Raw genomic sequence first — 15,581 nt, forward strand, 5'->3', positions numbered from 1 at the left:
GAGGCTGGAGGAAGCAAGTTCAGTTGAACTCGTGGCTCAGCCGGCGGCGGGAGACGTTGGCCTTCCTGATCAAGACGGGATAGACACAGGCATCAATGTTACCACCAAATTTTTGGGGCAACGAAGAAGTTGGAGACCAATTCCCTCTGCGTCCAGTTGGGCGAAGCTGCCATTATTCATTCTTCGCGGGTTCCCTCATAGTAGCAATTGTCGCGCTCTGTAGTGCTGCCCAGATCAGGGCAAGGCAAGGGCGGCTGCCTTCATTAAGGTGCGCGCGAAACGCTTCAGCAGTCGATTACCATTATCGACATAAAGTTACACAGTGTCACGTCTAACGGTGAGAAGACTGCATTGGCGCGATTTGCCACCGCGAAGCGATCGCCTGGAGCCTCTATTATAGCGTCGAAGGTGTCCTCAACGACGATAACTGCGTGAGCACTTCCAGCAATAGTAAGAAAACCGGCATCAACTTCGCAAAATCAAAACGAATGCAAAACGATCGACCCGATATTCAACGTGCTGATGTGAATCAAAGCGGGAGAGTGTCTTCAGATTGAGCGGTCTTGGAGGTTTTCTTCATACCCACTTCCCATCGAAATAGGCCGTTACCAACGCCGTGTAGCTAGCCCACCATTGCCGTATCGCATCTCCGTGCCTAAAACCCATCGCGCTGACGTCGCGAAGTTCGTCGCGGCTAAATGGTGCGTGCATCCGATCGTCAAAGGAAAAGCTCAGACCGTCCAGCCCTGCGATCAAACCCGCTTGGTAGCTCGACATAATGGTACGAACATCGTCCGTGCTGAAGCCGAACGACGGATCGCTAACAATTCGTTGAATTTTCTGATCACAGATATGAGCATGTGCCCAGGCATGCTCCGGCCGGTCATCGAGAGGCCGGAATCTGGCCAGCCGGGCAAGTAGAGCGCTAGTCCGCCCGCATCCTGCCTGCGCACCGTCCATCGAGAGACTCGCCAAGGTTTTTCCGGCACGTATTTGAACCTTGCCCTTTACCAACATCCAGCCAAGCGGCTTTCTCTCTTCGCCGTTCAACGGACTTTCTCCCATCCTATCGTCTGAGATCGATTGACCAAACGGTCGGGAAATGTCGGAGCCTGAAAATAATAGCCTTGAAAATATTTCGCACCGGCTGCCTTCGCAGCGTGCAGGTCATCAGCACTTTCTATCCCCTCCACCACAACGATCGGCGCGAACTCGCCGACGAGGCTTACCAAATTCCGGAGCTTAAGCTGCCCCTCGTTGGAAAGCCGGTTGCGCACATGTGACCCATCAATTTTAACGATGTCAGCGTTGGCTTCGCAGGCAAAATTGGGGCAACAGTGGCCCACGCCGAAATCATCGATAGCGACACGTGCGCCGACCCCCTGGACGGCCGAAATAAAGGCCATGGCATCGGTTACGCTTGGCAGTATTGCAGTTTCAGTGATTTCAATCACAAGCCGTTTGGCAATATCGGGTCGTCGGCGCAACTGTGCAAAAGCGGATGTCCACCAAATGTCATCCACAGCAGAGAGCGCCGAAACATTGCAGCCCATAACGACGTCGTGCCGATACTCGAGCTGACGGAAGATCTCCCGAACGACGTGCCAGTCAAAGACCCGCATCAATCCGAGGCGTTCCAGGGCGGCGATATAGGTTCCGGGAAGAACGACGGCACCGTCTGGATCCAACAGTCGGGCAAGGCACTCGTGGTAAAGCGGTCGGTCGTAGCGTTCTCCACCCACAACGGCCTGCTCGGCAAAACGCATCTCACCGACATTCAACGCATCATAGGCGAGCGCTGCGGCACACATATCCATCCGGTATTGTCCAGGGTCGAGTTCGACAAGCGGAGCGATCTTCTCGGTCTCTCCAAAATGAGCGCTCAAACTCGGTACGATCTGTTGAGTCTTGATCGTAACCGGGCGTCGCGCGGCTGCGACAAGCGCTGCCTCCACAAGTTCTGCCCGGGGATATGCTATCGCGTCGCTGGCACGAGAAGAAATTTTTACACCCGAAGGGCTCTCGGATACCTCCCAGTCCTCCGTTTTAAAAATGTTGGAGAGGCGTCTCCAGATTTCGTGCTGTACCCGCGCGGCTACGCCATCAGAATATGCGGCCGCGACGTGAGAGAGATTATCGATGACCACATCAAAGGATCGTGGAAGTCGTCTCATGCGACCTGCCTCCGAGCGAAAATCTGACCACGGAAAAGAAGATCACGAATTTCACCGCTCCTCTGCATGCAGACAGATCGGATCAACGATAGTTCATTCAGCATGGGCTCTCGCATGGGAAACTCCTCTTTGGTGTTGCTGGCGGTCTTAAGGGTAAGACGGTGGCATCCGCGTCGCTTTCGGCCAGTCAGAGGGTCGGAGCCGAAATTGCCCATTACAGGTGTTAAGAGGCGTATGGGCATTCACGCGCTGACGACGTCTCGTAGGCTCCGCCCCTGAGATCGTCGCGGCGTACACCGATCATGTTCAGAAGGCGCAGTGGCGCATATCGTACCGGCTCGTGCTTCGGCCGGAGCAATGGCGGCAAAACTTTCCAGCGCCTTTATGAATAGCGGAAGAAGGCACTTCCCTGGAGGTGATCAAGCTGTTGGCTCACCCTTGAGCATCTTCGCTCGATCGGCACGCGAACCGGTGGAATGGCCGAGATCACCTGCGTGCCTATCGACCTCCTTAACCTCGCGCTGTCCTTAACGGTTTGGTTAAGAGACGGAGCGCCATAACGTTATACAGGCCAACCATCTGAGTACGTTTTCCGAGAATAACCAACCCAAATCAGCTTGAAGGGGATTTGAGCGAGAGTGTAAATGAGCAGGTATACTAGGCAGAAATAGATATCGAATGGAGACCCGCCCAGGAATAGGCGGAAGGTCATCAGCAGAACTATAAATCCGTAAAAGGTTGCAAACACCTTTCGGTATAGTCCGCACAATCCGGTCATCAATATGAAAAGTGCAAGCAGTGCCTGAATGTAACCGCCGAATGCGATAGAGAGGTAACCGACCATAGACAGGAAAATACCCCCTTGGTCCCACCGTAGATACCGGTTGGTGATGTCGAGGCTCAGATCCTTTGGCTTGTCGGGCCAGAGAGCGCGAGGGACAAAAGTCGTGATGGCCACAAGAATATTCGCAGGACGAGCCGGTTCGTTAGGCTGGACGAATTGTGCCAGGCGATAGCCATCAAGCGTATCGATACCTCCCCCATATACGGCGGTAAAAGGGTTTTCGATCGACTCCGCAAACGCGGTATAAAGATCAGCCCCCCTTCCTGAAACAACGTCGCCCCGGAAGTTCGACATGGCCCCGCCTACAACCGCAAGCACAAGCCCGTACACGGCGTATCGCATCAGCATCGCCGCAGTGACTTCTCCGCGCGCAATCTTGCCCGCGAAAAACGCCAGGGCCACGGAGAGAACCGGACTTCTGACCGCCCCCGTGACCAGCAGGATCATCCCGCAAGCACTGACCAGATAATAAATCCTCTGATTGAAGAAGTTATGGAAGGCAAACACGCACAACCCCACCGCCAGGCAGGTCTTGAGAATGGTCACCACCCCCTGCCCTCCATCCGCACGGCTGGACAGGTCGGAATGAAACGCCAGTGTTGAAATGGAACCGACTACGATCAACGCAAGGGCGGCGTTGCGCATAACAAAATTGAATTCGCCAGACGCTCTGGAAATGGAGCGTTGAGAAATAAGGGGGTTACGCTGTGGCACGAGAAACCCCGCCATAACCTCACCCAGCAAAATCACACATAATTCGATCGCCCATTTGCCTGCCAGTCCACCCAGCTCATAGGCCTGGGCAGGCGGCAAAATATGGGGCCCCAGAAGCTTCGTGCTGCTGAGACCTGCTACTTGCATCAAGGCCGAGCCATACAAGCAAAATATATATAAAATACATGCCAGCGCAGACAGCAAGCCTTTCCATGGCGTGTTCCGCAAGGCCAGCCAGTAGAAGCGCAACAGGATAAAAAAGCAGATCCCGATGAATAGAATTTGGTTCAACGTATCCAAATTTCACCTTTATGAGCAGCTGTGGAAGATGCATTCCACGGCAATCATGTGCCAATCGTTCACTTCTGGACGATGACTGCGCTGCTGTTAGCCACAACAAGTGCTTGCCCCCTACCCGGGGGAGCCAGCGTGATCACGTTGTCCGTGATTGTGCCGTCTGTTGCCGATCCGACGATGATGCCATCACGATTGTCCCGGACGGAATTGAATGCGATTTGAAAATGACTGACCCGCTTCGTGTCTATATCGCTTGGATCACCAACCAGTATGCCCACTCCCGGATGGTCGAGCACATTGTTTTTGACGATCGACAGGCCTTTAATTGTCGTCACGACGATGCCGTCGCGCACAGATCCGATGAGCGTGTTGCCGCGAATGGCCACGTTTGCCGATCCACCGGCAACATAAATCGAGTTGCCAACGGGTGATGCCTCTCTACGAAACTGTCCTTCGCCAAAGAAGCGGCCTGCCGCCTTAACGGTGTTGCCATTGACAGTCACGTCTATCGATCGACCCAGCCGATAATAGCTATCGGAAAACACCACAATTCCGCCCGCGAACGTGTCACTCACGGTGTTTTCCTCGATGACCATGCCGTCAACTCCGCTGGACGCAATGCCCTTGGCGTAGCCTTTCGCCACAGTGTTACGGCGAAAGATCACGTTTCGCGTGCCGTTGGGAACACGGAAGTCCGTGACAATCACCAGCAAATCGTCACCCGTCAGGGCAATGTCATTGTCTTCGGCAAGAACATTGGCCACGCAACCGTCAAAACCCAATCCGTTGCCCAAAACCTGGCGTATGCGGCAGCCGCGAACCGTAACGTTACTGGCATGGGAGACTTGGATTCCGCCGCCCCGCGCATTGGTGACCTGAACGCGTTCGACCCGGACCAGCTCTGCATTCCACAAATGCGGGTCACGCGCGCCGCCAAGGCGCAAACCGTAGGCGTTGGGCTTGCGGCTCTCGACGACGCCGGGTCGGCGCACATCAATCGCATCGGTATAATCAAGCGATAGATCGTGGATCCAAAGCTTCCTGGCGTGCAACCAGATTGCCGGCTGAGGAGTGCCGACTGGCAATGTCGATACAAGGACCGCCCCATCGCCGCTGAACTCGATGTCGTCAAACTGCTCTTCCAGGGTGCTGAAGATATATCGGCCTTTGGGGAAATGGACAGTCGCAGGTGTTCTGGATGCCGCCGCCTGCGCCATTGCGGTCCGGATCGCATCGGTATCATCATTGCGTCCATCACCCTTTGCGCCGAAATCGCTAACGTCATAGATTTCTCTTTCGATGGCGGCGTGAACATCGCTGACCGGCCACGCGGCACAGCCTGTGGCGAACAGTAGTGAGGCTTTCAGCAGACGTCTTCGGCGCATAGTTCCTCCTTCAGTCCGTACCTGGAGCCGCGAGCATTTCACCCGGCGTTGCATGTTTCCGCAACGATGCGACGGATGGCCTCGTGAAACCGATGAGGGCTGAATTTCTCCGCATGACGCTTGATGGCGTCGGTATCCCATGTGTCCGGGAAAGCACGCACAGCACTACGGATCGCCTCTGGTGTCGCGTCGTCGATGAAAAGACCGCTCGTGCCTTCATCCGTCGAATCGAGAAATCCACCTGCCCGTAAGAGCAGAACCGGCGTGCCGAACGCGTTCGCTTCAATTGGCGTCAATCCAAAGTCTTCTCGTGACACCGAGATCAATGCCCGCGCATTGGCATAGAGCCAACGCAACTTCGCCTCGCTGACGTAACCGGTCGACACAACATTGGCAGGCGCATCCAGAATCTTGCCGCCACCGGCAACGGCAAGCACATGCTCGGGCATACCCCTGAACGCCTCCACCAACGGCTGCGCTCCCTTGTATCCACGTGACCGTCCCACCATGAGGAAGAAGGTTTTACCCGCGAGCGTCGGAACTGGCTCTGCCGGCAAGGTTGGATCAACCGAAACCGGCGGGAAAACCACGCGGGCTTCGCGGCCGTAAACTTGCCGAATGCGCTCTGCAACCGAGGTGGAATTCGCGATATAGACATCCGCGGAGGCCGCCGCCTTGCGATCCCATTTCAACAGACCCGCTCGCAAGAGGCCCAACGCCACCCGCACTGGCCATGGGCGATCCAGCAGATAATCATCCGCCTGATAAAGCCATCGTGCCGGGTTGTGACAATAGACGATCTTTCGGGTTGCCCCCGCAGTCCGCAGCGCGTGCGCCCAACCAGATGAACTGCACACCACGGCATCCGCGCGCACGGGCCTGATAAAATTCCATGTAGAAGCCAGCAATGGCAGCGCCAGACGAGAATCTCGGCGGAACAACTTCACTCTGCTCAACGCAGTCGATCGTATCGAAATCCGGTTCATTTCCGGGAATGCATCTTCCGGGGAGTAAATCGCGGTTATCAAATAACGCGGGTTGAGCGCCCGCGCGAGTTCCACGGTGACCCGTTCCGCTCCGCCACGCTGGGTGAGATAGTCATGGGCCAATACTACGTCGAGATGTCGCACGATTTTAACCTTCATCAATGGGGGTGGCTCGGGGAAAGTTGGGCAGGTGGGAAAATCATGGCGGCACGTGCGCATGGCCGCGCCCGCTCGCGCCATTGGTGTGACCAGCGTGAGATCAAGGTTCAAAGATCGACGGGTGTCGTGATGTTATGGTGTTTGGGCAGCCGTCAGCGACGTGTCGCAGCAGGTGCGCGGACGGTGATAAGGAGTGGGAGGAGCAACCTGTCTATGCGCGCGAGACGGATGTCAGCGGCGTGAAATGGTCTCTTCAAAAAGCTGAAGGTATCGGGTGGTCGCGTGCTCAAGAGAATAACGCTTGGGCAAAAGAGTTGTGTTGCGAGGTGGCGCACTATCCAATGTGGCTTGGAGCGCATCAGCCACGGCGTCTGGTTCTGTTGGTGGCGCATATCTGGCCACGAGTTCCGGAAGCCTCAGGTGGCTGGACAGAACGGCGGGCAACCCGGACGCCGCCGCCTCAAGCGGTGCAATCGCCAGACCTTCCTGTCTCAGCGACGTGAACAGGAAAACGTCTGCGGCGCTTAAAACCATTGGAACATCGGCACGAGAGACCGGCCCAAGGAAATGCACCTTGTCGGCAATATTCAAGTCTTTTGCCAAGGCTCGGAGCATAGGTTCCGCATCGCCCTCCCCCGCGATCAGATAGGCAACATCCGGGCGTTTCGACACAAGGCGCGCAAAGCCAACCAGTGACTCACGAACCCCCTTTTGCAAGATCACGCGGCTTAGGGAAACAACGATCGCCGTGGACGGACCTATGCCCAATCTCTGCCGAAGGCGGCTGCGAGCTGCCGGGTCAAATCTCAACTCCCCTTCGTTCACACCATTCTCAATCATGGTGACGGGCGTGTGGTGCACAAGCTTCGACATGGGTTTGCGCCGGAGTGCCTCATCGACGGCGGGACCGATGGAGACGATCCCGGAATAGTGTCCAAGCCGCCAGTCTCGCACCAGATAGGGAATGTTCCGGGCTGCCCCCGCCCAGGAAATGGGCGACCGGACGGCCAGCTTCGAGACAATTTCCCCCCAAGGCGTGCCATGCGACTGCAAGATGACCGGCGTCCGACATTTTCCTCTTATTTTGGCATCCAGAACGCCATGCGCGCCTCCCCCAACGCCCATCACCAGATCGACGTTGTCGGCATATTGGTCCAGAAAGACAGAACGTGACTTGCTCCACCAGGCTTTTGAATAGCGCCCTGCTGCGCAATCCAGTGCATGGACGGTAATACCATCAACAGATGCGCCCGGAAGAAAGCCCGTTATGCCGGTGGTCAGAAATTCAACTTGATGCCCGCGTAGAACGATGGCCTTGGCAAGAGCCCAGGAGAGTATTTCCATGCCGCCAAGTCGATGAAATGGTGTCGATCTCGACACAAATAAAAGTTTCATCGGGATTACAGCTTTTTGGATTTAGCGCGCGACAGCCGCATATAAACAACGCGAAGACGATCAACCCATTTGTCGCCAATACAGCCACGCAACCACCGCGCCAAAAGACGCACATTGGTGATCCGTTGCTTCAGGGCCTGAGGAGAAAAGCCGTTTGGCAGACATAGCCTCGGCCCTTCAATGGATAGAACAGGTTTGCCGCTCATTCTCGCAATTTCATTGGCTTGATGCAGTTCGCTCTCGACGAACAGCCTTGCCGAACTCGTCCGATAATAGGCCGCCTTGTGCGATCCATGCACGCCCGCCTGGCGTCGCTCTGCGGCGCTTGGAAGATCGAGCATGATCAATTGCTCGTACACAACGCCGTGGCGCCGCAACCATTCCTCCGTTTCCGGACGGTATTTCTCCAAACGGCTGGTCACGAGCGCCTTGATCGGATGGCTCGGCAGGTAAAGCGGGCGGGCTTGCTGTAGAAAATCGAGGTAAGCCGGTCCGTCATCATTTTCTGCGTAACTGGGATCGTGGCAAAGAACGCCATCAATATCGAGGCATGCGTCTTTCAAAATTCCCGGATGATGCAACACATTCCACTCAAAAATCCGCGCCTTATCAATGATTTCCATCACCACATCGACACGGCCCCGAATAGACGATGTTCCGTAAACCACACAGGTGGTGATGGGCGGCAAGTCGACGCTTGCGGTGTCCAGCTTTTCAACCGCCTTGGCCAACGCTTCTCCAGTGCGGCTACTATCGTCGACAATGAGAGCACGACGATAGTGCTTCGACGCATTTCCCCGCCGCCGTGTCGTCCCTGTTTCAAACACGCGGCCCGCACAAAATCCATCGAGATCGACGAGAGGCAGGTTCAGCGAAAGCGCAATGAAACTCGCTGCCAGAATGCCACTGCGAGGAATACCGACAATTAAATCAACATCATTCGGGATCTTCCATAAATTCCCGACAATATCCTTCTGTAAATCGTTATAGGTCTTCAGTTGCACGCAATTGCCCCTCAGCTAAGCACACACGATCAACGATGCGCAGTACAAAATTCGATCTAAAGAGATCTAAAGAGATCTATAGAGTTCGATGCATTTCCCCGCGACGGCATCCCATGTGAAGGCGGAACTGGTCACAGATGGAAAACGACTGCCCGCTGCCTTTGAAAGGGCCTGATGCCATTTAGGAACATCGCCCGGCTGAACAGTGATTTGGCCTGCCATTTTGAGAAGTTCCCCAAGCCCACCGACATCCGAGCCGATGACAGGCGTCCCGGCCGCCAGCGCCTCTAGCGCGACAAGACCCAAAAGTTCAGGGCGGGAAAAATCACGGCGCTGATAATGCTCGACGGAGGGGACGAGAAGAAACCCTATGGACTTATGGAGACTGGCGACAACTTCATCAGTCGCGTCCGAAACGAAGGTGACATCCTTGTTGCGCGCCAGTTGTTTCAGAGAAGCGAAATAGGCTTGGTCTCTAGGTTGCCCCGCCAAAACCAAACGACGTCCTACGGGTAGAGCCTCAACCGCGATATGGGCGCCCTTGTGAGGCACCAAGCGGCCAATGAAGCCAAAGTCATAGCACTGCTCAAGTGGATCTGCGTCTGGCAAATGATCGCCACCTCCCATAATGATCACATTCTGTTTGATAATACCCGTTGGATCCAGGTCCTGCCTGCTCCAGGCGCTCACATAGCCTGCGGCATCGATGAGACGCAGCCGCAAGCGTCCCAGAGCCCGGCCAGGGGCGAGCGCGCCTCCGCCATGGTCGGTCAAGACCAGTGGTTTGCGCAGCAACTTGGCCATCAGCGCTGCATAGTCAAAACCAGGCGTGTTGAGCTGGTGAACATGGACAATGTCACATCGATACGCCAAGTCGAAAAAACGGCGTAGAGAAATGGCATGCGCCGGCTCATCGAGATCGCCAAGTTCTGCAAATTCGCGCAAGGACCGCACAACAACGACATCGACAGTCAGCCCCCGGTTTCGCGCGGCACGGGCCAGTTCCGTTACATAGCGTTCACCGCCGCCTTTTTTCGCGCCGCCGAAGACCTCAAGCGTGACGAAGAGGATACGCATTATTCAACCTTTTCGCGTGGTACGACGCGCACCGCGGGGGCGCCGGCATAGGTGCCAGGCTGTGTAATCGAACGGGTCACAACCGAGTTCGCCCCAATCCTGACATCGTTGCAAATGGACATGCTGCTGCGCAGGGGGGCGATGATGACAGCACCCGTGCCGATCTCTACTCTGTCGCCGATGGTCAATCGTGATTTGGTCCCGGGAGCATCGCTGACCGACAGGGTGACGCAATGCCACAGCCTCACATCGCGCCCCAGGGATACGTTGGGATGAACAACGATATTCATCGCAAAATGACCGAGAGATGGAAGCCCCGCAAGAACTGCTTCCGGTGGGAGAGCGGCACGAAAAAAAAGGAAAAGATAGGCTTTAATCAGCCGTGCCTTTCGGCGTTTACCTTCGCGATGGTACCGGGTGGACAGGAGCCAGAGACGAGCCGGTTCTGTGAGAAGCATATTAGTTTGCGTCTTCCGCATTTGGGTTTGAAACATTCCGGCTTTGTCCGCGCGGACTTAGCCGAGTAACCAGAACAAGCGTCGTCGCGAGTGCAGCGGCCTGCGACCAGACGCTGATCCATGCAGCTGTCGCGGCGTCCATTCGCTGCCAGGCAGCCCAAAACAGAATGATCGTCGTGAACGCGGCGGCCGCCTGCCCCAAAGAATTGTAGCCGGGCCTGCCCAGTCCACCGAGATACGCGGCGACGACATTGGCCCAGTAACCGATGAAGGTACCAAGCAGCAAAATCCGGATTAATGCCAAAGCAGGCGCAAAATCCCCACCGAACACAATAGGAACGGCATAGGGAAGGCTTACGAGGATTACGATCGTCAGGGCCACCTGCGCAAATCCACCGAGCAGTATTGAGCGAAGCACCGATTGTCTGTGGATGCCGCCAGCCACTTCGGCCAGTACGTTGCGCGTAAGCACTGCCGTAATAATTCCAGGCACCTCTGCAACGGTGACGGCAACAGAATAGTATCCTAGGTCATTGGTCGCGACAATTGCAGGCATGATCGCCTGATCGAGGCGGGCTGACACTGTGGCCGCAATCGTCCCGAAGGCGGACAGTATCGCGTATGAGAAAAAAGACGCGCTTGTAAATTCCGGGATTATGTTGCCGCCTTGGCGTCTCAATGTGTTTGCGGCATTCGCATTCCCCGGAAGCCGAAGCACCGCCGATGCGCTGAGTCCGGCAATCATATAGATGGCGGCAAATGCGATCACGGATTTCACGCCGATTATCCAGAGCAGGACGATGGCGCCCACGCGCAAACCTGACCCCAGCATCCGCTCGAGATCAAGCGCACCATATCGCCGCAACCCCTGAATGTGCCCACGTCGTATGGCGATAAAGGCACTCGGCAAGAACGCCGCCCAAATCAGCAGCAAGAAAGTACGGCTTATATCGAGTTGCTCGGCAATTCTCGCAGAGTACCAGAACAACGCCAAACCCACGAGAAAAGTCATGATCAGTGCTATGATCACCGCCAGCCGAATGACCTTGCCCGGCGGAGACTGCCGGCCGATGAAATAAGTAACGGCAGAAGGTACACCGAGCGCTGCCACGGCAGCGGCCAGGGTCATGGGCTGAAGAATACCCGCTAACTGCCCTCGCCCGGTGGCGCCCAGGGCGTGCGCCAGGATCGGGGCCGTGATTATCCCGGCTGCCGGCATCGCCGCATAAGCAATGAGACTGCGCATAAGCGGTAGCGCGTCGCGAACATAGCGCATCGGCATCCTAAAGCGCAGCTTCCACGGGCTGTTGTTGGCCGGAATCGAGTAATGTCCGGATCTGTTCAAGGCGCGCATCCCAACTGTTTTTGCTGAAATCACCCGGCGGGGAAGCGTATTCGCCTGCGCAGGCGCGAGCAACGACCTCGGCAAAATCTTGTGGTGAGGCGATCGTGACCCCGGGGATCGCACGGCCCGATATACTTGGTAATGCCGTTGCGACAACCGGCAAACCAGCAGCCAGATACTCGTAGACCTTCATTGGAAACACGCCCGTTGTGTATTGGTTGAGGTGATAGGGGATGATCCCGACCCAGCTCTTGCCAATTTCTGCCGCCATTTCCTGCTGATTCAGCGTGCCAAGATAGGTAACATGTGGCGAGGCCAGCAGCCGGCCAAGCGCAGGGTCGCGTTTCGTGCCATCAATGCTGAACGGTCCTGCCAGCGCAAGCCGTACCCCCTTGGCGATGATGGCCTCAAATATTGCGAAGTCGATTTTGCTGGGTGTGAGGTTGCCGACGAAAATAGCGCGCCGCTCACGATCCGATGCCGGTGCGCGCAGCCCCTGAAACAGATCGATGTCGGCAACATTTTCCCACACCATCGGGTTTGCATGGAGGGCCCGCAGATGGTTTGCGACACCTGTACTTGATGCAACCAGCACGTCAGCCCGCGTAATTAGCCGACGCTCGGCTTGAAGCAACGCTTTGCGCGGGATACCGTCAATCGTGTGCAACAGGTCGACCGAATGATACACGACCATCTCCGCTCGTTCCTCCAGCCCATAGGTCAGGGGTGAGAAGCTCCAAAGCGCATAGCGCTCCGGCAAGCGCGGCTGGATACGGCGCTTGATCATCCACCGATTGAACGCTCGCACCGGCGCGCAGGCGTGAAATGGGATAACCATGGGCAGATGTCTATGTAAAGCCTCGACGCCTTCACGGCGCTTGCCAGATGCGTTGATGTTTCGAGGATTGTGTCTTTTCAAAAGGATTGTCGAAATCCGCGCCAAGATCCGGCGCAGATCCTTGATGCTCAATCTCGGTGCCCGCAGACCAAGGGATTCAATATAATGGACCTCACGCTCGGCCACGAGGCGCGCCGCTATATGCTGTTTATTGGTCCAGATCGGCGCATCAATATCAGCCGTAGAGAGGATCACCACCGGCAGCGGGGGTGCCTTTAAGTTCCCATTCTTCATGGTGAGAACGCCTTCCAAAAGGTCTTGTTGAATGAAGGGGCAGAGCCGATCAGAGTCCGGGCAAGAGGCCACCGTTCGGAACGGTGAGGTCTGCGATCAACCCATGATGGTTGGAACCAAAACTCGACGGGATGCGGGACAATTTTTGCGCCATCACTGGCATACGAATGAAAATATGGTCGATGGGAACGCCCAGAATTCCTGCGCCGATCGGCCACGTCGCTGGCTCCAAGCCAGCCGTCGTCAATCCAGCGCGCTTCAAAAGGCCTTGCATGTCGGGGGCTATGGTTGCCGCGTTGAAATCACCCGCGAGCACCAAAGGACCGTCGATCTTACTGAGGGCTTCACCAAGTCCCGCCAGCTCATTTGTATGGTATTTGTCAAAATAAGGTTTGCTCAGATGCGCTGCGGCCAGAGACAGCGTGACGCTGCCCAGATGAATTCGGGCCGTTGCAAATCGATCCTTGCGCAAATCACTGAGATTGCCGACATAAACCATCTCCAGCGGATACTTTGACAACAACAGCAGATCGCATGTGCTCGTATGGTCTCCGCAGCCGATGCGATACGGGAAGGTTTTTGACAGGCGATCGAGATGTAAGCCAACCGGGGCAGCTTCCATGACATAGGCGATGTCTGCGCCCGATTGCAGGATGTAGTCGGCGATCGCACCACCGTTTTCAAGATTTTCGCCCAGGACGTTAAAGGACAGCACACGCAGGCTTTGCGTGCTGGTGGTCCCGGCCGAAAATGTTGGCGGCAGCGAATTCCAAATCATCAGAACAGCATGGCAAACAACCAACATGGTTGCGCACAACATAGCCATCGAGACTGCACCGGGTCGCAGAGCCAGACAAAACAGCGCCAACAGCATCATTGCGACACCGGCATGCAGCTGGAGGGAGAAAACGACAGCCGGCGCCCACAGGTCAGTGGTATATCGCAGGGCGAAGAAAGCCAGCGCCAGACCCAGCAGGGTCGCGCAAATGTGAAAGAGTATGTTTCTCATGAGGTTTTGCGTCCAGTATCGGGCTGCTTCTCAGCTCCCCGATCAGGTCCTGCCGAATTCATCGACAAGACGGACAATGTCATCCTCGCCCAGATAAGACCCAGTCTGGATCTCGATCATTTCCAGCAGAATTTTACCAGGATTGCCAAGCCGGTGCACGGCTCCCTGCGGGATGTAGACGGACTGGTTTTCGTGCAAGATGGTGACCTGATCGCCGATGGTGACCTCCGCGGTTCCCTTCACGCAGATCCAATGCTCCGCCCGATGATGGTGCTTTTGCAAGGACAACTTCTTGGCGGGATGAACGAACAATCGCTTCACTTGGAAGCGATCACCGTTAAGGATCGACGTATACCCACCCCAGGGACGCAGCGATGTTGGATGTGTTTCGGTCAGGCTTGCCGTTTTCCGGTCGGCGGCCAGTAACTTCACCAGATTGCCCACATCCTGCGCATTGTCCAGACGCCCGATCAAAACCGCATCCTCCGAGGCGATCACGGCCACGCCATCCATGCCCTGCACGGCCATATGGGCATTGCGGGAAATTACCAGCGAGTTTGTGGTATCACGTACAGTGACATTGCCGTGCACCACGTTACCGTCGCCGTCCACTTCTCCGATTTTCCAGACCGCATCCCAACTTCCCAGATCCGACCATTGGATGGCGGATGGGACAACGGCGGCATTGGCGGTCTTTTCCATCACCCCGTAGTCGATCGAAATCGAAGGTGCTTGCGCAAATGCATCCCGATCAAGACGAATAAAATCAGCGTCCAGCGTTGCCTCCGCAACCGCGCGATCCACAGCCGTCACAACGTCAGGCGAATAAAGCTCCAATTCAGCGATAATTGCGGCTGCCGAAAACAGGAACATGCCTGAGTTCCAGTAGTAGTTGCCGGTATCGATCAGCGCCTGGGCGGTCTCGGCATTCGGTTTCTCCACAAACCGACCAACCGCATAGGCGCCGTTCTCCAGCTGACCGCCCAGTTCGATATAGCCATAGCCTGTTGCCGGCTCTAACGGCGTGATGCCGAAGGTCACCAGCTCTCCCTTCGCGGCCGCCCTCAAAGCGGCAGAGGTGGCGGCTTGGTAATTGTCATCCATCGTGATCGCGTGGTCCGACGGCAGCACAAATAGCATGGTGTCTTCACCAAACCTATCCGCGACAATACGCGCTGCCGCGGCCAAGGCGGGCGCGGTGTTTCGCGCCACAGGTTCCAGCACGATACCAGACAGCGCGATATCCCTGGCGCGCGCCTGCTCGGCAACCAGAAATCTGAAGTCTTCATTGGTCACCACCAAGGGTGCCTCATAGACAGTTTTGTCGGCCACGCGCGCGAGAGTGGACTGAAAAAGTGTCTCTTCGCCAGTCAATGCCAAAAACTGCTTGGCTGCCGTGGCACGTGACAACGGCCACAGCCGAGTGCCCTTGCCCCCTGCCATGATCACAGGGACAATTTTACTTGTCATATTCCATCCTTTTGATTGAAGCTCTGCGTGCCCGTAGGCGCTACGGAACAGCGTTTGTTTGAGACGAAGCGGGCGCAGGCGGTGCCTCGTCAGATAGGCGGTTGGGCATCGACTTCGTCTGACTTCGTTTCA

At 56.2% G+C, this 15,581-nt stretch carries 13 protein-coding genes; all 13 read right to left on the bottom strand.

The window, feature by feature from the left end:
- Positions 1-576: 576 nt before the first annotated feature.
- A complete protein-coding gene (locus tag AC5SEO_RS23910) occupies positions 577-1,050 on the bottom strand; it encodes a hypothetical protein (protein WP_025590924.1) in 474 nt (157 codons plus the stop codon).
- Positions 1,047-2,174, bottom strand: a complete 1,128-nt coding sequence (locus AC5SEO_RS23915) for an EAL domain-containing protein (protein WP_025590921.1) — start codon at positions 2,172-2,174, stop codon at positions 1,047-1,049. The genes AC5SEO_RS23910 and AC5SEO_RS23915 overlap by 4 nt, the downstream gene beginning before the upstream one ends.
- Before the next feature lie 562 nt (positions 2,175-2,736).
- Complete coding sequence (locus AC5SEO_RS23920; protein WP_152530014.1) at positions 2,737-4,032, bottom strand: hypothetical protein; 1,296 nt, start codon at positions 4,030-4,032, stop codon at positions 2,737-2,739.
- A 59-nt stretch (positions 4,033-4,091) separates the two neighbouring features.
- Positions 4,092-5,414: a right-handed parallel beta-helix repeat-containing protein gene (locus AC5SEO_RS23925; RefSeq protein ID WP_025590918.1), complete on the bottom strand. Its 1,323-nt coding sequence runs from the start codon at positions 5,412-5,414 to the stop codon at positions 4,092-4,094.
- Between the two features lie 38 nt (positions 5,415-5,452).
- On the bottom strand, positions 5,453-6,670 hold the full coding sequence (locus tag AC5SEO_RS23930) for a glycosyltransferase (RefSeq protein ID WP_323687014.1): 1,218 nt from the start codon (positions 6,668-6,670) through the stop codon (positions 5,453-5,455).
- Between the two features lie 120 nt (positions 6,671-6,790).
- A complete protein-coding gene (locus AC5SEO_RS23935; RefSeq protein WP_111795647.1) occupies positions 6,791-7,954 on the bottom strand; it encodes a glycosyltransferase family 4 protein in 1,164 nt (387 codons plus the stop codon).
- 5 nt (positions 7,955-7,959) lie between these two features.
- Complete coding sequence (locus AC5SEO_RS23940; RefSeq protein WP_025590912.1) at positions 7,960-8,958, bottom strand: phosphoribosyltransferase family protein; 999 nt, start codon at positions 8,956-8,958, stop codon at positions 7,960-7,962.
- Between the two features lie 66 nt (positions 8,959-9,024).
- Positions 9,025-10,035, bottom strand: a complete 1,011-nt coding sequence (locus AC5SEO_RS23945) for a glycosyltransferase family 4 protein (protein ID WP_025590910.1) — start codon at positions 10,033-10,035, stop codon at positions 9,025-9,027.
- A complete protein-coding gene (locus AC5SEO_RS23950) occupies positions 10,035-10,493 on the bottom strand; it encodes an LbetaH domain-containing protein (RefSeq protein WP_025590908.1) in 459 nt (152 codons plus the stop codon). The genes AC5SEO_RS23945 and AC5SEO_RS23950 overlap by 1 nt, the downstream gene beginning before the upstream one ends.
- A gap of 1 nt (position 10,494) precedes the next feature.
- Positions 10,495-11,838, bottom strand: coding sequence for a lipopolysaccharide biosynthesis protein (locus AC5SEO_RS23955; protein ID WP_162632425.1), 1,344 nt, complete (start codon positions 11,836-11,838; stop codon positions 10,495-10,497).
- Positions 11,777-12,970 (bottom strand): glycosyltransferase, encoded by a 1,194-nt coding sequence (locus AC5SEO_RS23960; RefSeq protein ID WP_111795646.1) that lies wholly within the window; start codon positions 12,968-12,970, stop codon positions 11,777-11,779. The genes AC5SEO_RS23955 and AC5SEO_RS23960 overlap by 62 nt, the downstream gene beginning before the upstream one ends.
- A 49-nt stretch (positions 12,971-13,019) precedes the next feature.
- Positions 13,020-13,979 carry an endonuclease/exonuclease/phosphatase family protein gene (locus AC5SEO_RS23965; RefSeq protein ID WP_111795645.1) on the bottom strand — a complete coding sequence of 320 codons (960 nt, stop codon included), beginning with the start codon at positions 13,977-13,979 and terminating at the stop codon, positions 13,020-13,022.
- A gap of 42 nt (positions 13,980-14,021) precedes the next feature.
- The gene (locus tag AC5SEO_RS23970) at positions 14,022-15,449 is read right to left on the bottom strand and encodes a mannose-1-phosphate guanylyltransferase/mannose-6-phosphate isomerase (RefSeq protein ID WP_025590901.1); all 1,428 of its coding nucleotides are present in this window, start codon (positions 15,447-15,449) and stop codon (positions 14,022-14,024) included.
- Positions 15,450-15,581: the final 132 nt, after the last annotated feature.

The organism is Agrobacterium sp. K11, from assembly GCF_059429395.1.